We start from the raw sequence: 20,191 nt of genomic DNA, 5'->3' as shown, positions 1-20,191 counted from the left end.
GCGGGAAAGCGTGATGAGTACACAATCTGAAGCACGCGATGCACGGCATCGCCAACGCCAGGACGAGATTATCGCTGCTGGCCGTCGCTGTTTTCGCCAGGCAGGTTTTCACGGTGCCAGTATGGCGCAGCTGGCCGCAGAGGCGCGCCTGAGCGTCGGTCAGATCTATCGCTATTTCACCAATAAAGACGCGATTATCGAAGAGATGGTGAAACGTATTATCGATACGCGGCTGCAACACATGGAAGAGACGGCGGCGACCAATCTGCCGCGGCTGCTCGCGTGGCGTCACGCGCTGAATGAAGATGATGAAGCCCTGATGATGGAGGTGGCAGCCGAAGCGACGCGTAACCCGGTTGTTGCACAAATGGTAAGCGACGCCGATAACCGCATGTTCACGCATGCCTGCCGAAATGTAAAACGAGACTATCCGCACTTCAGCGATGAACATATCCGCGCCTGCGTGGAGGTTCTGGCTGTCCTGACGGAAGGCACCTCATGCCGACGCCTGACGCCTCAGAAAGCCTCAGCGGAACGCCTGTACTCTTTATACCAACAATTCAACGATCTACTTTTCAAGACAGAGGATTCATGACACCTGCCCATTCCAATCGTTTTGGCTACGCCATCACGCTCGGCCTGCTGGCGGCTTTAGGGCCGCTTTGTATCGATCTTTACCTTCCTGCGTTACCCGCACTCGCCCGCGAGTTGAATTCGCCCACCGCGACTGCACAGCTAAGCCTGACCGCCGGCCTGATCGGTCTGGGCGCTGGCCAGCTGCTTTTTGGCCCAATGAGTGATAAATATGGCCGCGTTCGTCCTTTGCTGATTTCTCTGCTGCTGTTGACAATCGCTTCCGTCGGCTGTGCGCTGGCGCAGAATATTCATCAATTACTGTTAGCGCGTCTGCTACAGGGCATTTTCGGCGCGGGTGGCGCGGTGCTGTCCCGCGCCATTGCGCGTGATATGTACAGCGGCCATGACCTGACGCGCTTTTTTGCGTTATTGATGCTGGTTAACGGCTTTGCGCCTATTGCCGCGCCGGTGATGGGTGGCGCAATGATGGCCATATTCAGCTGGCGCGGCCTGTTTATGGTCATTGCAGCCATCGCCGTATTGCTGCTGTTTCTGGCGCGGGTAAAGCTGCACGAAACGCTTATGCCAGAGCGGCGCAGTCAGGGCAGCATTTTTTCCGCCTGGGCCGCGCTGGGCCAGGTCATCACCTACCGTCCTTTTATGGGCTTCTGCCTGACGCAGGGCTTTATGATGTCCGGCATGTTTGCCTACATCGGCGCGTCGCCGTTTGTTCTGCAACAGATTTATGGCCTGTCGCCGCAGGCGTTCAGCTTCTGCTTTGCCGCTAATGGATTTGGACTGATTATTGCCTCACAAACCAGCGCTCGTCTCAGTCCGCTTTGGGGGGAGTATCGGGTGTTAAAAGGCGGCCTGACGCTGGCGTTTGTCTCTTCCGCCAGCCTGTTGCTTACCGGCCTTAGCGGGGCCGCGCTGCCTTTTGTTCTGGTTGCCTTGTTCTTTAGCGTTGCCAGCAACGGCGCGGTCGGTGTTGCCGCCGCCTCGCTGGCCATGCAGAGCCAGGGACATCGTGCCGGCAGCGCCTCCGCCGTTCTTGGCGTCACCATGTTTACGTTGGGTGGGATCGCCGTGCCGGTCACGGGAATTGGCGGCACGTCGGTGCTGACCATGACCGCCACCATATTTGGCTGCTATCTGCTGGCAATCACCCTGTTCCTGTTATTAGCGCAGAAGCCGGAAAAGCCTGAATAATCAGCAAAAGACCGGCAAAACCTTATTCTGCCTTGTTGTTTCCCGCCGGGCGCGTTAAGTTTTAAAACAGACGTTTTCGCAACTGCCCAGCTCGGCGGGCACTGAATCTGAGGAGAGGTGAATGGCTCTGCAACAGGAAATTATCGAAGCGCTGGGGGTTAAGCCCACTATTGAGGTTAATCAGGAAATTCGCACCAGCGTCGACTTTCTGAAGTCTTATCTCAAGACATATCCGTTTATCAAAACGCTGGTGCTCGGCATCAGCGGCGGTCAGGATTCTACACTGGCAGGAAAACTGAGCCAGACTGCGATCAACGAACTGCGCGAAGAGACCGGCAATAAGGATTATCAATTTATTGCCGTACGTTTGCCGCATGGCGTGCAGGCAGATGAGCAAGATTGTCAGGATGCGATCGCTTTCATCAAGCCTGACCGCGTTTTAACGGTGAACATCAAAGAAGCTATTCAGGCAAGTGAAAAAGCGTTGCGCGATGCGGGCATTACCGTTTCTGACTTTGTGCGCGGTAACGAAAAAGCGCGCGAACGGATGAAGGCGCAGTACAGCATTGCCGGAATGACCTCGGGCGTGGTTGTGGGGACTGACCATGCAGCAGAGGCGGTTACGGGCTTCTTTACCAAATACGGTGATGGCGGCACGGATATTAACCCGCTGTTCCGGCTGCATAAAGGTCAGGGCAAACAGCTGCTGAAAGCGTTAGGCTGCCCGGAACATCTTTACCTTAAGCACCCTACCGCCGATCTGGAAGACGACCGCCCCGGACTTCAGGATGAGGTCGCGCTGGGCGTGACTTATGAGATGATCGACCAGTACCTGGAAGGTAAAACCATTGATGAAGCCGCTGCTAAAATCATCGAAGGCTGGTATTTGAAGACCGAACATAAACGTCGCCCGCCGATTACCGTATTTGATGATTTCTGGAAAAAATAACATTTTTTCCGTCCGGTAAGCGACACGGGTCAGGGACGACCCGGATCCTGCTGATATAACAACCTTTTTCACCCTACCCCAATATGCCCTGGTGCGTATCCAGCGATAAAATCCTGTTATCTCCGGTTAACCCCGGTTTAAACGCCTCTTTTTTATCCACTACGCTGCTGTTACACTGTATAAGTAACCAGTAAGCGGAGTGCAATAGTGGTAAGACGTACTGCAAGCCATCGCCTGTCATTTGAGCCGGCGGCCATTTATCAATATCCCGAACATTTACGTCCTTCGCTCGAAGGGCTGCCCTCTCTACCTGGCGTATATACTTTTCATGGCGAAAGCGAATCCATGCCGCTTTACATCGGTAAAAGTATTAATCTACGCAGCCGGGTGATGTCGCACTTCCGCACGCCCGATGAAGCGAAAATGCTTCGCCAGGCTCGCCACGTTACCTGGATTACTACCGCTGGTGAACTGGGCGCGCTGCTGCTGGAAGCACAGATGATCAAAATGCAGCAGCCGCTGTTCAATAAGCGCCTGCGAAAAAACCGCCAGCTCTGCTCCCTGCATATCAGCAATCTCAAGCCCAGCGTGGTGTATGCCAAAGAGGTGGATTTTTCCCATACGCCCGATCTGTTCGGCCTCTATTCCAGCCGCCGCTCCGCGCTGGAAACGCTGCAAAAAATTGCCGATGAACAGCGTCTTTGCCTGGGCCTGTTGGGATTGGAAAACGTCAGTAAAGGACGTGCCTGCTTTCGTGCCAGCCTTGGTCGCTGTGCGGGAGCCTGCTGTGGGAAAGAGACGCTGGAAGCGCATCACCAGCGATTGCTGGCCGCGCTGGAACGTGTGCGCGTGCAATGCTGGCCGTGGAATGGCGCAGTCGCCGTGGTGGAAGAAGGCCCGCTGCAAACGCAGATTCATATTATCAATAACTGGTTTTATTTGGGTTCGGTGGAAGATATTGCCGAGGCTGGCAAGCTGACATCAACGCCGCAGGGTTTTGACAGCGATGGTTATAAGATCCTCTGTAAGCCAGTCCTTAGCGGGAAGTTCCCGATTATTCCGCTGAATTAAGGACGAACTGCCCGTCGGTGAAAGCCGTTAGCCGTTAGCGCTAAATAGTGGATACGAAAAACCGCCGACGCTGTCCACGGCATATAAGCAGTGTGAACAACGTCGGCGGTCTTACTCAAGTCTTAAGAACTTATTCGCCCGCAGGTGGCATTTTGTCGCCATGGTGCGGTTTTTCAGTCAGGTGCTTTTCAAAGTTAGCGTTGAACTGTTTCTTCTGTTCTGGCGTCAGCACGTTATACATTTTGTTCTGCGTGGCCAGCATTTTCAGCGCACGATCTTTGCCTTCCGCGCTCATCTTAGTTGCCTGTGCTTCCGCTTTAGCCTGGTCGAAGCTGTCTGAAGCAATAACGCTGTGCATTGCACGACGATCGTCGAGAGAAGGACGCGGCATATCTTTATGGGCATCTTTCATGATCTCGTGCATCTGCTTTTTCTGAGCTTCAGTCAGGTTCAGACCTTTAAACATTTCGTGCGGGCCGCCGTGACGAGGTGGCTTGTGCATCATTGGTTTGTCTGCGCTTGCCGGTGGTGGCGTCACGTTATCTGCCGCTGCGTGAACAATGTTCGCCGCGCCCATAGCCAGAGTCATAGCCACTACCAGAGAAGTTAATTTACGCATATTTTTTATCCTTACTTTTCAGTTCTGTGACGACAGCAATGTCGCGATGTCGGAAACAAGCTTAATACGCTGAACGTCAAGTACTCAGAGGGTTGGTAAAACCCTGCAAGCATAAAAGACAAAAAGGCGGCAATCATGGAGAGAATAAGAAGGATCGCGTGAGGAATTGCAAAAGAGTATGAATATAAACTGATTAATGCAGAAATTATGGAGAAGTGTAATACAGGCGGCAGGATTGAGAAAGGAATAAGTAAGCTGGATTGTCTGCTTCAGCGCCCGTTCACTCTTTCTGAGCAGAATACGTATGAAATGCCGGTCGGACCGGCGAAACAAACTTTCGCCGGTATTAACAACCGTTTTAAATCACTGCGTCTGCTGCGCCAGAAGTCTCATTGTGCGCGTTGTCTTCCACCAGCATCAGTCCCGCACGCTGGCCAATTGCCACATCCGGGTTAGGAAACATTACGTATTCCCTCGCCTGCTGCACGTAACAGCGCTTGTCGCCATCCTCTGCCAGCAAGGTGCCTTGCGGAAAAGCGGTAAAATTCAGCGTGTCCTTGTTCATATGCAGCACGAAGGCTTCTGACAGGCGAGTGATTTGCTGAGAAACACGGTAGCGAAGCGGCGGAGCTTTTACTTCCGGCAGCGTTTCACCAAATATTATGGCGGCAAGCGCATCGCGTGCCGCTGAAAACTGCGTCAGATCGTTACTGCCAAACGGCAACGCTTTGCCTAATTCCAGCGTACAGCTGGCGGCGTTGAAATGCTGTGAGCTGTAGTGCGTAAAGGTACCGCCCGGCGCGCGATGGAAAACCAGTGCCTCCAGCCCTGCCGCCGTCAGCCAGTGCAGAAAGTCGTCCGGCCAGTCCGTCTCACGCAGCGGCATGACGCCAAAACGGCTGTGCCAGGAGCCACGTATAGCGGTATGCAAATCGAGATGCCAGCGAACCTCTTCATTCATTCCGGCCTGCCAGAAGGTTTCCAGCGCCTGTTCCAGCCGCCAGGCGCGACGGGCTTCCATATTGTCGTCATACTGCTGCCAGCGTCCGCCAAACATCCGGTTTACGTCGCAGCGCATATAGCGTTTGTTATGGCGTATCGCATCCGGGTTGCCATAAATAATCAGTAATCGGGGGATCAGCCGCTTCATGCCGGCCAGCAGCGGGTTAATGAGGGCATTCAAGATTTCAATGGGGGCGGTTTCGTTGCCGTGGATCCCGGCGGAAATCACCAGAGCCTGCGATGTCGGCCCGTTTGGGGTGAGTTCCAGAATCCCTTCATCAAGCCACTGCCAGCTCAGCCGATCGTTACGACCTGAAAGCTGCGCAGGCGGTTCTCCACTCAGGGTCTGCTTAAGAAAATCCTGCATACATTCTCCTTATTATAAATTCTGCTCCTTCATCCAGTGGCAGAGCGCGCCTTAGCATAGCCTGACGCGCGCTGTTCGTCCGTGATTATTGCTGAAAGCTGTATATGTTCCCTAAGTTTAGCAGCTTCGTCAGTTCGTCCAGCGCTTCCCGTCCTTCTGTTAATAATTGCGGATCGCCCAGGTCATGCTGCGTGAGGTCGTCACGATAGTGGCGATCGACCCACGCGTTTAAGGTGACAAAAAGTGAATCATTCATCATTACCGCTGGATTCACTGCCGCAAGCTGAGCCGGGGTGAGTACCACCCGCAGCCGCAGACAGGCTGGCCCACCGCCATTTCCCATACTTTCACGCAGGTCAAAAACGCGCAGTTCGTCGATAATATTTTGCGCTGAAATGAGTTCATTGAGATAGCGCCAGACGCCGCTGTGCTGCCGGGCTTCCTCTGGTAAAACCAGCAGCATTTTGCCGTTAGCTTTACTCAGCAGCTGACTGTTGAAAAGATAGGTGGCGACGGCATCCGCGACGCTGACCCGATCTTCCGGCACCTCAATTGGGGTAAAAGCTGGAAATTTTTCGCGCAGCGTGGCAAAAAGCCCGGCCTGATTGAGAAACGCCCGCTGATGGCAAAACAATACCTGTTGATTGCTGACGGCGATAACATCGTTATGAAACACGCCCCGATCGATGACTGCCGGATTCTGTTGGGCAAAGACCGTGCGGTCAGCATCGAGTAAATGCTGACGCGCCACCGCCTGACTCGCTTCAAGCGTCTGGCGGGCAGGATAGCGAGCCGGCACCAGCCCACCGCCGCCCTCTTCCCGACCGTAAATAAACAGCTGTATCCCTTCATCGCCATACTGCTGGCTAAAACGGTTATGGTTGGCCGCGCCTTCGTCACCAAACATCGCCACCTGCGGCAACGCATCGTGAACGCAAAAATGCTGCGGATCGCGAAATATCGCTCTTAACAGTGCGCCGGTGGTTGGCGCTTCAATTGCGCGATGAAACTTGTTATTCAGGTTTGCCACGGTGAAATGCACACGGCCATCTGCGCTGTCAGCAGAAGGTGAAACCGTTGCCGCATTCGCCACCCACATGGCCGACGCCGAACTGGTGGCCGAAAGCAATTCAGGCGCGCGCTTTGCCGCGTCGCTCACCACCTGAGCATCACTGCCGCTGAAACCGATTTGCCGTAGCGCCGCCACGTTTGGCCGCTCATGGGGCGGAATGACGCCCTGCACAAAGCCCAGATCGGCCAACGCTTTCATCTTGAGTAAGCCCTGCTTCGCCGCCTGTTTCGGATGAGAAACCTGGTGCTGATGTCGGGCTGAGGCTTCGTTGCCGAATGACAGTCCGGCGTAATGATGCGTCAGGCCTGGCAGGCCATCGAAATTGACTTCACGCGCGCTCATCGCTCACCTCCGGCAACGCTGAAATCCAGCCCTGGCGATAACGTTGCTGGCAGCGACAGGCTGGAAGATTCGAGCGAAGCCATCGGCCAGGCGCAGTAATCTGCGGCGTAAAAGGCGCTGGCCCGGTGATTACCGGAAGCACCGATCCCGCCGAAAGGCGCGCTGCTGGCCGCACCGGTCAGCGGTTTGTTCCAGTTGACAATGCCGGCACGAGCCTCAATCAACAGCCGGTCGAACTGCTCGCGTTGCGGCGAGATCAACCCGCAGGACAGGCCGTAGCGCGTGGCGTTTGCCAAACGGATCGCCTGAGAAAAATCATCGTAGCGGATAACCGACAGCAGTGGGCCAAATACCTCTTCGTCGGCCAGGTTAGCCACGGCAGTAACGTCAATAATTCCCGGTGTAAGCATGGCGCTTTCGCGATTTGGCCAACGCATGGGCAGCAAAACCGTACCACCCGCGCCTACGCGTGCCTGCCATTCACTGTAAATTCGTTCCGCCGCCTGCAAAGAGATCACGCTGCCCAAAAAAGGTTGTGGTTCGGCATCCCAGCGATCGGGTTTGATTTTTCCGGCCACTTCCACCAGCCGTTTAAGAAAAGCTTCCCCCGCCGCGCCGCGTTTCACCAACATTCTGCGGGCGCAGGTACAGCGCTGACCGGCGGTGATAAAAGCGGACTGAATGGCGATGTTTACCGCGGCATCGATATCCGCCGGGTCTTCAACAATCAGGGCGTTATTACCGCCCATTTCCAGCGCCAGCATTTTTTCCGGGCGTCCGGCGAATTGTTGATGTAGCTGGTGCCCACTGGCTGCGCTGCCGGTAAACAGCAGGCCGTCAATTTGGGGTTCCTGCGCCAGCGCCTGACCGCATTCACGCCCCCCCTGCACCATATTCAGTACGCCGCCAGGCAACCCCGCCTGCTGCCACAGCCGGACGGTTTTTTCCGCAATCAGCGGCGTCAGTTCACTGGGTTTAAAAATGACCGTATTTCCTGCCAGCAGCGCCGGAACAATATGCCCGTTCGGCAAGTGTCCGGGAAAATTGTACGGGCCAAACACCGCCATGACGCCGTGTGGCCGGTGACGCAGCGAGCTTTCACCCTGCACGCTTTCTCCGCTACGGGCATGGTAAGCCTCAACCGAAATAGCGATTTTACCGATCATTGCCTGGATTTCCGTGACGGCTTCCCAGCGCGGTTTGCCGGTTTCCTGCGCCAGCGTCGCCGCCAGCTGCTCCTTGTTTTTCTCCAGCAGGCGCGCAAATTTTTCGGCGATGGCCTGACGTTCGCTAAACGGGCGTCTGGCCCAGCCAGGAAAAGCGCTGCGCGCTGCTTCACAGGCTGAAGAGATCTGACTGGCGCTTGCGGCCTTCCCCTGCCAAAGCAGTTCGCCGCTTACCGGATCCCGCTTCGTAAAGTTTTCACCGCTGCCGGTTAACCATTGTCCATTGATGCAGTGCGTCATGCTTTTTTCTCCCCAACGTTCAGCGCCGCGACTCGCAGCGTATCGCCCTGTCTGCAGCGTAAAATATCAGCCTGCTGCGGGCTGAGGCTCAGGGCATCGCCCTGCGGATCGGTATTCAGTAGCATGACGCGGAAATCCTCATAGCGTTCGTTGCCGACCAGGCAAAGCGGCTGGTCGCTGTCGCTCTCTTTACCAATGACCGCCGTCACCAGACGACTTTTGCGAATCGCCCGCACGCGATCGATATCGCATTCCAGCGTCGGGCCGCCGTCAAAGATGTCGACATAATTCAGATAACGGAATCCTTCTGCCTCCAGCACCGCCCGCGCGGGTGAAGTCTGGGGATGAGTTTGTCCGATCACCGCCTGCGCTTCCGGCGCGAGATAATTGATATACAGGGGATGTTTCGGCATCAGCTCGGCGATAAAGGTTTTTTTCCCGGTGCCGGATAAATAGTCCGCGTCCCGAAAGGACATGGAGAAAAAACGACTGCCGACGCTTTCCCAGAAAGGTGAATGGCCCTGTTCATCACTCACGCCTCGCATCTCCGCCACCACTTTCTGCATAAACCGTTCACGAAAAGCGGCCATAAACAGAAAGCGGGATTTCGACAACAGATAGCCGTTTTTGCCGTTACGATAGTCAGGATCGAGGAACAGCGTGCAGAGCTCGCTGCTGCCGGTATGATCGTTACTAAGCGACAGCGTAGGCAGGATGTTATAGACATTCAGCTCACGGGAAGCATGCACCTGCGTTCCCACCCGAAAGTTATACCAGGGATCCTGAAGGCCAACCGCGACTTCGATTGCGCAAATGCCCACGGCCTGTCGGGTGTCCGTATCCTCCAGCACAAAAACATAGCCCTGTTCGGCGCGCGGCAATTTATTCTGCCAGGTTAGCACCGAGCGCTCAATCCGTGCCGCTAACGTTGCGCTGTCGGCCGGTAAGGACGTGAGGCCGCCGCCGGTCTTACCGGCAAGCTGCATCAGTTGAGCCAGATCGTCATGTGCAACAGGGCGGATAATCATCATGATCCCGCTCCTGCGACAATGTCGTGGCAGGCCCGTTCAAAACGCGCCAGCCCTTCTTTCACCTCCTGCTCGCTGATAATCAGGGAAGGCGCGAAGCGCACTACGTTGGCACCGGCAATCAGTACCATTAGTCCGTGCTTCGCCGCAGCGAGGCTGAACAATTTTGCCTGGCCGCTGTAGTCCTGATTTAATACGCAGCCGATCAACAGGCCCAGGCCACGTATTTCGCTGAACAACGGCAAACGTCGGTTGATCTCCTGTAATCCCTCCACAAACCACTGGTGACGCAGGGCTACGCCCGCCATCACTTCCGGGCGATTGACCAGCTCCATGACCTTTCCGCCTACCGCGCCCGCCAGCGGATTACCGCCATAGGTGGTGCCATGCGTTCCCACACCCAGCGCGCTGGCATACTGCCCGGTGGTTAACATTGCGCCAATCGGAAAACCGCCACCCAGCGCTTTAGCGGTGGTCAGCACGTCTGGCGTTACGCCGTAATGCATATAGGCATACAGCGAACCGGTACGCCCTACGCCGCTTTGTACTTCGTCAAATATCAGCAGCGCACGATGTGCGTCACAGAGCTCGCGTAGGCCGCGAAGAAAAGCCGGATCGGCAGGGACAACGCCGCCTTCGCCCTGAATCGGTTCGACAATAACGGCACAGGTGTGGTCATCAATCAGCGCGGCGGCTGAGGCGAGATCGTTGAACGTGGCGTGTTGGATCCCGCCAGGCAGCGGCGCAAAATCTTTTGAGTAAGCGGGCTGGCCCCCTGCGGAAACGGTAAACAGCGTGCGGCCATGGAAAGCGTTACTGAAGGCTACAATGCCGCTTTTTTGCTCGCCAACTCGATCGTGCGCGACCTTACGCGCCAGCTTCAGCGCGGCTTCGTTAGCTTCCGCGCCGGAATTGCAGAAAAAGACTCTTTCTGCAAAGGTGGCGTCGATAAGCTGCTTTGCCAGCCGCAGGATCGGCTCGTTGGTATAGCCGTTACCGGTATGCCACAGCAGCGCGGCCTGCTGCTGTAAAGCCAGCTGTAAATCGGGATGGGCATGGCCCAGCGCGTTGACCGCGATGCCACCGGCAAAGTCAATCCAGGATTTCCCTTGCTGATCCCAAAGCGTGGAGCCCTCAGCCCGAACCGGCACAAAGCTGGCGGGCGCGTAAGTGGGGATCATCCACCGATCGAAATCTTCACGTGTGACTGCTGATTGCATGGCGACCTCTTATCCTGCCCAAATGCAGGTAAATTTTTAGTTTAAATAATGTTAATGAATTGCTTCATCTGAGCCTCACTGTAAATTGCATGCTTTGTGCCAGCCAGCAAAAAAATGCATAAATCGTTTTCTGTTACCAACAATCAACAGGTTAAGCAAGCTCACTATTCACATTTAATGAATAAATAGTGAATACGCCTCAATCCGCAGCGGGTTGGCAGATAAAAAAAGAGCGGAATTATGCATTCGTAAAATAAAATATTGTTTTTGTGATCGTTGCCAGGATTTAGCCCGTAAATGAGGCAGTTAGCGCACTAAAAGGGGGCTTACTGCACCCTGATTGCGCACTGAACGTCTGGCTCCAGCGAACCTTTGAAAGACATTTGTGGAGGAAATGAAACCCGGCGGAAATTCATTGAAACATCGTGAAAACATTGCAAGCAGAGAAAAGCAAAATATTTTTATGGATAACAAAATCACTTTTTATTTAGTTACGTCGCAAATAAACGCCCTGCCAAATAAAAAATATTTTGCAAGAGAGAAAGAAAGGTAAAATCCCAGGCTTTAGATATAAAAAACACTTTAAAATCAATAATATAATAATTTAACTGTTATAACAAAAAATCATATTAACAGATTCCTGCCACATAAACCCCATTATCCCCCGTTTATAAAAGCCCATAAAAACCCCCACGCAATCTTAAATTACAATTTGTTACAAGTAATGAATTCTGATAAAAATAGTTAGCCGTTATTTTTCTTCCCGATGCTAGTTAACACCTCAAAAAATATAAATAATTCACAGGGTAAAAAATGATGAAGCGCAATGTAATCCTATGGGCAATCCCGACACTAATAACGTTTGGTAGTGCTAACGCCGCTGAAATTTATAATAAGGACGGTAACAAACTGGATCTGGCAGGAAAAGTGAATGCCGGGCATCTCTTTTCTTCAGATGAAGCCAATAATGGTGACGTCTCTTTTGCTCGTTTGGGTTTTAAAGGGGAAACGCAAATCAATGACCAGCTCACGGGCTATGGCATGTGGCAGTACCAGTTTCAGCTCAATAACTCGGAAGGTAGCGATGCGCAAACCGGAAATAAAACTCGTCTGGGTTACGCGGGTCTGAAATTCGGCAAGTATGGCTCTTTTGACTATGGGCGTAATTACGGTCTTGTTTATGATGCCCTCTCCTATACCGATATGCTGCCGAAGTTTGGCGGCGACTCAGGTTATAGCGACAGCTTTTTAGCCGGACGTGCAGGCGGCGTTGCTACCTGGCGCAACAGCGACTTTTTTGGGCTGGTAGAGGGGCTGAATATTGCTGCACAGTATCAGGGTAAAAATGAACGCAGCGGAACGGATGCCGTACGCCGCTCTAATGGCGATGGTTACGCCGCCTCCCTTTCCTGGACGGCTGATTTCGGGCTGGGTCTGGCGGCGGCATGGGCCAGCGTAGACCGCACAACGGCCCAGAATCAGGCCGCGCGTGGCGAAGGCGATCGCGCCGAACTTTGGTCGACGGCGGTGAAATACGATGCCAATTTGATTTATCTGGCGGCGATGTATGGCGAAACGCATAACGCTACGCCGGTTAGCGGCGGCTTTGCCAATAAGGCTCAGAATTTTGAAGCGGTCGCACAATATCAGTTCCTGAATGGTTTGCGCCCTTCCCTGGCCTTTGTTACCTCACGCGGTAAGGATATTGAAAACATCGGCAACGTGGATCTGTACAAATATATCAGTGCCGGTGCCAGCTATTACTTTAATAAAAATATGCTGGCCTATGCGGAATACCGTATTAACCTGCTAAAAGACAATAATCCACTTGGTGCCGCAACCGACGACATTACCGGCGTGGGGCTGACTTATCAATTCTGATTACGTTAAACGATAGCGCCCGTCAGGAACCGGCGCGGACGGCAGTTCGCGCTGGTTATTCATTTCCATCAGGTTAATGGCAATATTGGTACACATGGCATCCATCGGCAAATGGTTATTGGCATAACCAAACGGCATCTCCAGCTCTTCCGCCAGCTTATCCAGCGACAGAAAACTGTAGGCGATAAACACCGAGACCAGCGGCGTCATATAGTGTAAATCGGGCACCAGCGCGAAAGGCAGCAGCGTACAAAACAGATAAACCGTGCGGTGCAGCAACAGGCCATAAGCGAAGGGAACCGGCATACTCGCCAGGCGTTCACAGCCACCCAATACCTGAGAAAGCTGGTTAAGACTGTTATCAAGCTGGGCAAACACGATATCAGAGACGTTACCGCTGCGCCGCTGTTCAGCCAGCCACTGCGAAATTTTCATCGCGATAGCATTGGTTGGCGCGCGACGCCGCAAAATGTCTTCCGCTTCATCCCCCAGATAATGATACATGTCCGCTTTGGCATCGGTCTGCCGCAGCTGGTGTTTCAGGCTATAGCTGAACGCCATCAGCAACGCGCCAATCCTCGGGCCATCAGCTGGCGCAACCGTAAGTGCCAGTCGCAGAAAGTTACGGCAGTTGATCAGCAATCCGCCCCACAGCAGTCGGGCTTCGGTGTAGCGTGCATAGCAAACGCTGTTACGGAAACCAAGGAAGATCGCGATGGAGACGCCGAGCAGACTGAACGGTGCCAGCGTCAGTTTCACCCCCAGCGTCTCATACCAGTCGAGGCTGAAAATGGCCACGACTGACATCAGCAGATTCAGGCTCAGGCGAAACAGAATATCGGGCAGCACAGAGCCGTGCCAGGAAAAGAGACGGAGAAACCAGTTGCGATGCGGACGAATAATCATAGTGAACAGGCTCAGGCAGTAAGTAAATGCTGACAACTTCCCGTCATAGCGTCGGACGTTTTATCCATTGCCATTATCAGGGCGCTAACAGGTCAAAGTGGCTGGCATCAGGATCCTGCAACGTCACCGGCGGCGTCAATTTCAATGTGATCCAGTTAGAGGTGACGCGCTGCTGCTTGCTGTCCTCAACCGTCACCGACAGGCGATATTCATTACTGGCCTCCGGCGAGCTGTCCCAGGCAGGAATAATAATACTCCAGCCCTGAGGATCTGTGTTATCCGCTGGCGGCGTCAGGCTGAGGGCCTGGGTATCGCCTTGCCAGCTGACCGCAGCGACAGGGTTGCTATGACGGATCTGCAATTTCAACGGCAGCGTTTCACCCGGCATCACCTGCCACGGCGGCGTCGCTAAAAACACCGACAGGGTTTTCTGCTGGCGGAACTCCATGACGGGCAGATTGTTGCGGCTTACCACATCATAGCGGCTGCCGCTTAGCGAACGCGCTGCGGCAACGTTGTCGGCCGAAAGTTGCTTACTGATAGCCACGCCGATCTGGTAGTTCATCTTCAATCCCAGCTGATCCTGCGTTTCGCCGGTGTCCGCCGTTTTATGGCTGGCAGTGAGCGTAAACAGCGGCACCGGCGTATAGCTGACGCCCAGCTCAATGGCCGCAGGGTTGCTGCTGACGGTGCCGCTGTTAAACAGATCGACGTTATTGCCCAGATAGCGCTCATAACTTACCGACAGGCCAAGCTGCTGGTAAAACGGCAGATATCCCTGCGTAGTAATATCGTACCCGCGCGCCATACGCATTTGCGAGTCAGCCGCGTTTTGCCGCCAGCTTGAAAGCGGTTGATAGTAATTGGCGGAAAAGCGCAGAAAATTGCTCCAGGCTTCTGCTCCCAGCGAGCCGCGCTGAAGATCGGATTCGAACTGGTCATCAACAAACGCGTTATAACCCAGACGCCAGCTGCCGAGCAGCCAGCGCTGCCCCAGACCGGCATTGCCTACCAGGCCATAATCGCTTTGCTCAATACCCAATTGGCTGAAGGTGAGATACTGATAATTATCCTGCCAGGGCGTGACCAGCTGCGCGGAGGTGCCATCAAAGTTGCCTTTGCTGTCGACCATCAGCGACAGCGTCGCGCGACCGTAAGGCGACAGCAGCTCTTTCCCTTCACTTTCCGCCCGGCGTGCCGCTTCATCACGAAAATGTTCAAACGCCCACTGCCCGGCTTCGCTGCCCAGCGATTTATCATCATCGCTGCTCATACTGGCCTGGCCAATACTTTTCATTGCTTCTGCGACACGCTTCGATAGCGCCGTGTCGCCCGTTTTATCACTGCCCAAATCAGGCAGCGAATCACTAAAACGTGCGGGATCGGCAAAAGGCGCGCTGGCGACGCGAGTATCCGTGGTTAGCGCCTGCGCAAACGGGCTGGCGGCCGTAAAGAAAAGTAGCGATGCGATCGGCAGGGAACAATGGTTAAAATTTTTCATAATTTCAAAATTTGCCATCTGGCAAGCTAATTTAATCGATGAAAATGGAAGATGGCTCACAAAATCAGATAAATGCCAGCTTAACACTTTTGCCCCGCTAACGGCACCTTCTGCGGCAATTGATTCATGGACGCCGGGTTAAGCCACTGGCAGATCGTGTATTTATCGACCAGACTTTGCGCAGACCCGCCAAACAGGAACGTGACGATGAAAAAAACCTTACTCGCGATGGCACTGGTGGCGAACATCAACGCCGCCTATGCTGCCCCCCTTTTTTCACTCAGCTCGCCAGATTTTAATGACAACGCGGTACTTCAGAAGAAATTTGCTGGCGCGGCCAAAGGCAATATCAGCTGTACCGGTGAAAACGTTTCGCCCGCGTTAAGCTGGACTAACCCGCCGGAGGGGACGAAAAGTTTTGCCCTGACGATTGTCGACCCGGTCGGCGCGAAAGGCCTGGGCGTAAACCATTTTGTTGGCTACAACATCCCTGCTCAGCGCACCCGCTTTGCCCAGGGCGAGCTGACCGAGGGCAAAGGTTACACGGGGGGTAAAAACAGCCCCGGCACGCTGCACTATTATGGTCCCTGTCCACCCGCCGGAACGGGACTGCACCATTACAACTTCACGCTCATCGCCACCGATTTACCCGCCAGTGAACTTGAACAGGGGCTGACGCGTGAGGAATTATTGCAACGATTAAAAGGTCATGCGCTTGGCGCAGCTGGCCTGGTCGGCCGTTACGGCAACGACCATTGAGACAGGCTGCCGATTACTTACATTGCGTGAATTTCACGCTAATGAACTTATCAAATTGACATCGCTTTCTTTAAAAGTAAGGATTGCCCTGGTCTGGCTGCAATAACATGTCAGGCCGGGCACTGCAATTGTTCCCATTCTCAAAAGTGTCATGTAAACTGAATACAGATTTATCTTTATGTAAAACAGAATAATTTTCAGCCGACTGGCCTTTTTTCTGCCCAGACGACTGAAGCGTGTGAGACGGGTTTGTGAACACTACTACTCACTGATGATATTCACGAGGATCGCTGTGAAAATAAGCATCGCGTTAACCCTGCTGGCTGTGCTGACGCTGTCTGCATGCAAGGCTCCTCTTCCTCCGATGACGGACGACACGCTCGTCACTTCTGAAGTCGATGGCGTGAAGCTGACGCATCGCCATGCCGTTCATGCACCAAAAACCTTTACGCCAGTTAATGAAACCTACCGGGCTTTATACAATGCGTCGGTGATGAGCGGCCCGGACTTTGGCAGCAAGGTGGTGCGCTATCTGGAAAACAGCAAGCCGTTCACCGTGCTGGGCGAAGTGGAAAATCACTGGCTAGCCGTAGCCGAACCTGATCAGCAAGAGCTTATTGGTTACGTGCCGTACAAAGCGGGCGTCAAAACCGACCTGTATGACGCTACGCTGCGCAGCGATCGCCCTCGCCCACGCAAAGCCAAACAAGTTTGCGTCGACGTTGGCGGGCAAAGTAAGGCTTGCCGTAACAACGATACCGCCACCTGGATTCTGGAATAGACATGATATTCTCAGCGCCATGGAAGGCCCTGTATCACCGTCTGATAAGATTGGATAGCGCCTGCGCTGCAGGTGCCAAACAGCTGAGACAGTAAAGCCTGATGACCCCGGAACACCCTGCTGACACCCGCACTTTTAGCGGTCAGGAAAACCCATTACTTGCAGCAGCAGCGCCGTTGCTGAATGCAATCGTACAGATCCGCCTGGCGGCAACGCATGATGACCCTGCCGGCCTGCGCCAGCAGCTGGTTGATGAGATTCGTCAGTTTGAAGCGCGCAGCAAAAACATCGGTTTGCCTTTCGATATGATCATTGGCGCCCGCTACTGCCTTTGCAGCGTGCTGGACGAAGCGGCGGCCCAAACGCCCTGGGGAACGCGTGGCGTCTGGTCCGGTAACGGCTTGCTGGTGACTTTTCATAATGAGAGCTGGGGCGGCGAAAAAGTGTTTCAACTGCTGTCGCGTATTTCTCAAACGCCTGCGCAACATTTATGGCTGCTGGAAGTCATCCACTACTGCCTGCTGCTGGGCTATGAAGGACGCTATCGTGCGGTTGAGCAAGGCAGGCTGCAACGCGATGCGGTAAGAAATCGCCTTGCGCAGTTAATCAACGATACGCGAGGTGAATTACCGCCGCAGCCAGAGCCTCAACCGCTGGAGCCGGTCGGTCGTGATTCGCGATGGCGTCCTCCGGTACCGCTCTGGGCCTGTATTGCGCTGACGGCTTTTATCGCCAGCATGATTTATTCAGGCCTCAACTGGCGTTTAGGCAATGCGGCTGAACCGCTGTTGCGGGCTATCTGGGAGACGCCACTGCCGCAGAACGAAATTGCCCGCAACAGTTCGAGCCAGGCGCTATTAGATCTGCGCCAGCGGCTGGACGATTTGATTACTGCTCGCCAGCTGGACGTGGCAGACGGGACTAATGGCAGCAAAGTGATCATCGCCGCCGACAAACTGTTTAGCCCTTCAGGCAGCGATCTTACGCCGGAAGGCCGGGCGATTATCACCCGTGTCTCTGCCGCGATGGACAATATCAAAGGCACGATTTTAATCAGCGTTTACACCGATAACCGGCCTGTGCATTCAACGCACTTTGCCTCAAATTATGAATATTCCCTGGCGCAGGCGCGCTCGATTAGCGCGCAGATGCGCCAGCAGATGCTGGAACCGGAACATTTACTGCGCAGCGAAGGCCGTGGCGACAGCAGCCCGTTGCTGCCTAATGATAGCGACGAAAACCGGGCGCAAAACCGCCGGGTCGAAATTGTTCTGTTCCCAGCGCCAGAAGTGAAAACCAGCCAGGCGAGAAAATCCTGATGCCTTCTTTGTTTATGCTTTTTTTCAGCCGACTGCTGTGGAGCTTTTTAGGGATTACCGCCCTTTCGGCGCTGATCTGGATGATCGGCCCGCAGCTGTCGTTCCATAATACTCACTGGCTGGAAAGCCCTCTTAATCGCCAGATAGCGATTGGTCTGTGCTATTTCCTGTGGATCCTTTTCCAGCTGATCCCTCAGCTTTACCGCGCCTGGTTTAACAGCAAGCTGTTAAGCAATATGCAGCGTTCCAGCGCCGATCACAGCGAACAGGCCGCCGCCGAAGAGCTGCTCGGTGCGCTCTTCAGCGAAGCGGCTTCGCTGCTAAAGAAAACCCACTTCACCGGCCCCCAGCAGAAGAAAAAACGCGGCTGGCTTCAGCGTTTCAATGCGCAATATCTCTATCAGCTGCCGTGGTACATCATTGTTGGTGCACCGGGAGCGGGAAAAACTACCGCGCTGATCAACTCAGGTCTTGAGTTTCCTCTGGGCGAAAGCATCGGCAGAACGGCCTTGCGGGGCGTGGGCGGTACTCGCCATTGCGACTGGTGGTTTACTCAGGAAGCGGTGCTGCTGGATACCGCAGGACGCTATACGCTTCAGGAAAGCCAGCGGGCAAGAGATGCCAGCGAATGGCAGACCTTTATTAATCTGCTTAAGCGCTACCGGACGCGCCAGCCGATTAACGGCGTGATTATGGCGATCAGCGTCGCGGATCTGTTAAGCGACTCCGCCGAGGCTCGTCGTTTTCAGGCTCAGGCGTTGCGTACCCGCATGGCGGAGCTGCACCAGCAAACCGGGATCCACTTCCCGGTCTACATCATGGTGACCAAGACCGATTTACTGAAAGGTTTTATGAGCTATTACGGTACGCTGGATAAAACGCAGCGCGACCGTATTTGGGGCTTTGGTTTCCCATGGGGCGCCGAGCGACCTGCTGGACAATCGTTAACGTCACTGTTTACTGAACAGTTCAACGACATGACGCTGCGTTTGCAAACCGGGCTGGCTGGCAGAATGGCGAAGGAAAGCGACCTGACGCAGCGCGCCGACTGTTTTCTCTTCCCACAGGAATTTGCTTCACTGCGTCCGCTACTGGCGGAATATCTGGATATTGTCTTCGCAGAGAAAGAGGGTGAAATACCCTGGGCGCCGCGCGGGCTGTTTTTCACCAGCGGCACGCAGGAAGGTCTGCCTTTCGATCGCATTATGGGAGAGCTGACCCGCAAACTTCAGCTGCCGCAGGCTTCCAGCCATCCTATCGCCAGCTGGAACAGCGTCAACCGCATTGCGCCCATTCCTGCCAATAAAGGCCAGAGCTACTTTATTCGTGCGCTGATGAGCGATCTGATCTTTCAGGAGAGCGAGCTGGCGGGCAGCGATCGGTCATGGGAACACCGCAATCGCCTGCTGCACTGGACGGGCTACGCTTCGCTTGGCCTGGCGCTGATCCTCGCCACCCTGCTTTGGGCCACCAGTTACTATAAAAATCAGCAGTATCTGCAACAGGTTGAAGCACGGCTTCCCCCGGTGGACCGTCAGGCTCAGCAACTGATCGGCAATAACCACGGAGATATCCTGGATCTGCTACCCTTCTTAAATAGCCTGGTGGCCCTGCCGCAAAGCAGTAGCTTCCGGCTTGACGAGCCGCCTTTGAGCATGCGCGGCGGCCTGTACCGTGGCGATCAGATTAACGCCGCCGCACAGGGCTTTTATCAGAACGCGTTAAAAACGTTGCTGCTGCCGCGCGTGGCACAGAACATCACGCAAACTTTACGTAATGATAAAGGCGACGATAGCGAATTCAGCCGCAATGCACTGCGCGCTTATCAAATGCTGTATCAGCCCCGCAGCTACGATGGCGAATTTTTACGCGGCTGGGTAATGCAAAATTTGCAGCGTACGTTGCCTGCCAACGTGACGACGCGTCAGCTTCAGCAGCTTGACTGGCATCTGAGCCAGTTACTGGATCGGCAGATCCAGACTTCACCGTTCGCGCGTGATAATGCGCTGGTGATGAGAAAATTGGCGTTTAATCTTGAGAGTCCTGGACGGCCGTCTGGCAGCACTGCGGCAAATATTGCTCCGCCGGTTCAGGCTATCCCCCCTCACTAGCCGGGAAGGTGA

18 protein-coding genes are annotated in these 20,191 nt (G+C 54.4%); 10 read left to right on the top strand and 8 right to left on the bottom strand.

Annotated features, from left to right (window positions below; all coding sequences use genetic code 11):
* The first annotated feature begins 13 nt into the window (after window positions 1–13).
* The 4 genes from EHV07_RS09310 (at window position 14) to cho (ending at window position 3,805) form a co-directional block, all read left to right on the top strand.
* Window positions 14–595: a TetR/AcrR family transcriptional regulator gene (locus tag EHV07_RS09310; protein WP_147197230.1), complete on the top strand. Its 582-nt coding sequence runs from the start codon at window positions 14–16 to the stop codon at window positions 593–595.
* A complete protein-coding gene (locus EHV07_RS09305; RefSeq protein ID WP_147197227.1) occupies window positions 592–1,785 on the top strand; it encodes a multidrug effflux MFS transporter in 1,194 nt (397 codons plus the stop codon). Before EHV07_RS09310 ends, EHV07_RS09305 begins: the two co-directional genes overlap by 4 nt.
* 121 nt (window positions 1,786–1,906) lie before the next feature.
* Window positions 1,907–2,734, top strand: coding sequence for an ammonia-dependent NAD(+) synthetase (gene nadE / locus EHV07_RS09300; protein WP_147197225.1), 828 nt, complete (start codon window positions 1,907–1,909; stop codon window positions 2,732–2,734).
* A 207-nt stretch (window positions 2,735–2,941) separates the two neighbouring features.
* Window positions 2,942–3,805 (top strand): excinuclease Cho, encoded by an 864-nt coding sequence (gene cho, locus EHV07_RS09295; RefSeq protein WP_147197223.1) that lies wholly within the window; start codon window positions 2,942–2,944, stop codon window positions 3,803–3,805.
* A 130-nt stretch (window positions 3,806–3,935) separates the two neighbouring features.
* Here cho and spy read toward each other — a convergent pair whose 3' ends face one another.
* The 6 genes from spy to EHV07_RS09265 all read right to left on the bottom strand — a co-directional run bounded on the left by spy (window position 3,936) and on the right by EHV07_RS09265 (window position 10,921).
* Window positions 3,936–4,424 (bottom strand): ATP-independent periplasmic protein-refolding chaperone Spy, encoded by a 489-nt coding sequence (spy, locus tag EHV07_RS09290; RefSeq protein ID WP_147197221.1) that lies wholly within the window; start codon window positions 4,422–4,424, stop codon window positions 3,936–3,938.
* A gap of 358 nt (window positions 4,425–4,782) precedes the next feature.
* Window positions 4,783–5,793: a succinylglutamate desuccinylase gene (astE, locus tag EHV07_RS09285; protein ID WP_147197219.1), complete on the bottom strand. Its 1,011-nt coding sequence runs from the start codon at window positions 5,791–5,793 to the stop codon at window positions 4,783–4,785.
* An 85-nt stretch (window positions 5,794–5,878) separates the two neighbouring features.
* The gene (gene astB / locus EHV07_RS09280) at window positions 5,879–7,207 is read right to left on the bottom strand and encodes an N-succinylarginine dihydrolase (RefSeq protein WP_147197217.1); all 1,329 of its coding nucleotides are present in this window, start codon (window positions 7,205–7,207) and stop codon (window positions 5,879–5,881) included.
* Window positions 7,204–8,673, bottom strand: coding sequence for a succinylglutamate-semialdehyde dehydrogenase (astD, locus tag EHV07_RS09275; RefSeq protein WP_147197215.1), 1,470 nt, complete (start codon window positions 8,671–8,673; stop codon window positions 7,204–7,206). Before astD ends, astB begins: the two co-directional genes overlap by 4 nt.
* Window positions 8,670–9,704 (bottom strand): arginine N-succinyltransferase, encoded by a 1,035-nt coding sequence (astA, locus tag EHV07_RS09270; RefSeq protein ID WP_147197214.1) that lies wholly within the window; start codon window positions 9,702–9,704, stop codon window positions 8,670–8,672. Before astA ends, astD begins: the two co-directional genes overlap by 4 nt.
* Complete coding sequence (locus EHV07_RS09265; RefSeq protein ID WP_147197211.1) at window positions 9,701–10,921, bottom strand: bifunctional succinylornithine transaminase/acetylornithine transaminase; 1,221 nt, start codon at window positions 10,919–10,921, stop codon at window positions 9,701–9,703. The genes astA and EHV07_RS09265 overlap by 4 nt, the downstream gene beginning before the upstream one ends.
* A gap of 415 nt (window positions 10,922–11,336) precedes the next feature.
* On the opposite strand from EHV07_RS09265, the gene EHV07_RS24490 reads away from it, so the two are divergent.
* Together EHV07_RS24490 and EHV07_RS09260 are read left to right on the top strand one after the other, a co-directional pair.
* Window positions 11,337–11,474 (top strand): hypothetical protein, encoded by a 138-nt coding sequence (locus EHV07_RS24490; protein ID WP_168199610.1) that lies wholly within the window; start codon window positions 11,337–11,339, stop codon window positions 11,472–11,474.
* 260 nt (window positions 11,475–11,734) lie between these two features.
* Window positions 11,735–12,802 carry a porin gene (locus tag EHV07_RS09260; protein WP_305790948.1) on the top strand — a complete coding sequence of 356 codons (1,068 nt, stop codon included), beginning with the start codon at window positions 11,735–11,737 and terminating at the stop codon, window positions 12,800–12,802.
* On the opposite strand, the gene EHV07_RS09255 is transcribed toward EHV07_RS09260, so the two are convergent.
* Both EHV07_RS09255 and EHV07_RS09250 read right to left on the bottom strand, forming a co-directional pair.
* Window positions 12,803–13,708: a bestrophin family protein gene (locus EHV07_RS09255; RefSeq protein ID WP_147197209.1), complete on the bottom strand. Its 906-nt coding sequence runs from the start codon at window positions 13,706–13,708 to the stop codon at window positions 12,803–12,805. It lies immediately after the preceding gene.
* A gap of 76 nt (window positions 13,709–13,784) precedes the next feature.
* Complete coding sequence (locus EHV07_RS09250) at window positions 13,785–15,209, bottom strand: YchO/YchP family invasin (RefSeq protein ID WP_147197207.1); 1,425 nt, start codon at window positions 15,207–15,209, stop codon at window positions 13,785–13,787.
* Between the two features lie 207 nt (window positions 15,210–15,416).
* Here EHV07_RS09250 and EHV07_RS09245 point away from each other — a divergent pair, with 207 nt between their 5' ends.
* From EHV07_RS09245 to tssM, 4 genes are all read left to right on the top strand, one after another.
* Window positions 15,417–15,968, top strand: a complete 552-nt coding sequence (locus EHV07_RS09245; RefSeq protein ID WP_147197205.1) for a YbhB/YbcL family Raf kinase inhibitor-like protein — start codon at window positions 15,417–15,419, stop codon at window positions 15,966–15,968.
* 271 nt (window positions 15,969–16,239) lie between these two features.
* Entirely contained in the window at window positions 16,240–16,749 is a 510-nt protein-coding gene (locus EHV07_RS09240) for an SH3 domain-containing protein (RefSeq protein WP_371419686.1), read from the top strand.
* A gap of 101 nt (window positions 16,750–16,850) precedes the next feature.
* Entirely contained in the window at window positions 16,851–18,068 is a 1,218-nt protein-coding gene (gene icmH, locus EHV07_RS09235) for a type IVB secretion system protein IcmH/DotU (RefSeq protein ID WP_147197202.1), read from the top strand.
* The gene (gene tssM, locus EHV07_RS09230) at window positions 18,068–20,179 is read left to right on the top strand and encodes a type VI secretion system membrane subunit TssM (protein WP_147197200.1); all 2,112 of its coding nucleotides are present in this window, start codon (window positions 18,068–18,070) and stop codon (window positions 20,177–20,179) included. The genes icmH and tssM overlap by 1 nt, the downstream gene beginning before the upstream one ends.
* Window positions 20,180–20,191: the final 12 nt, after the last annotated feature.

This window comes from Pantoea sp. CCBC3-3-1 (genome assembly GCF_007981265.1).
Classification (GTDB): domain Bacteria; phylum Pseudomonadota; class Gammaproteobacteria; order Enterobacterales; family Enterobacteriaceae; genus Erwinia.
The sequence above is the reverse complement of the archived record's forward strand: the minus strand, read 5'-3'. Positions and strand labels throughout refer to the sequence as shown.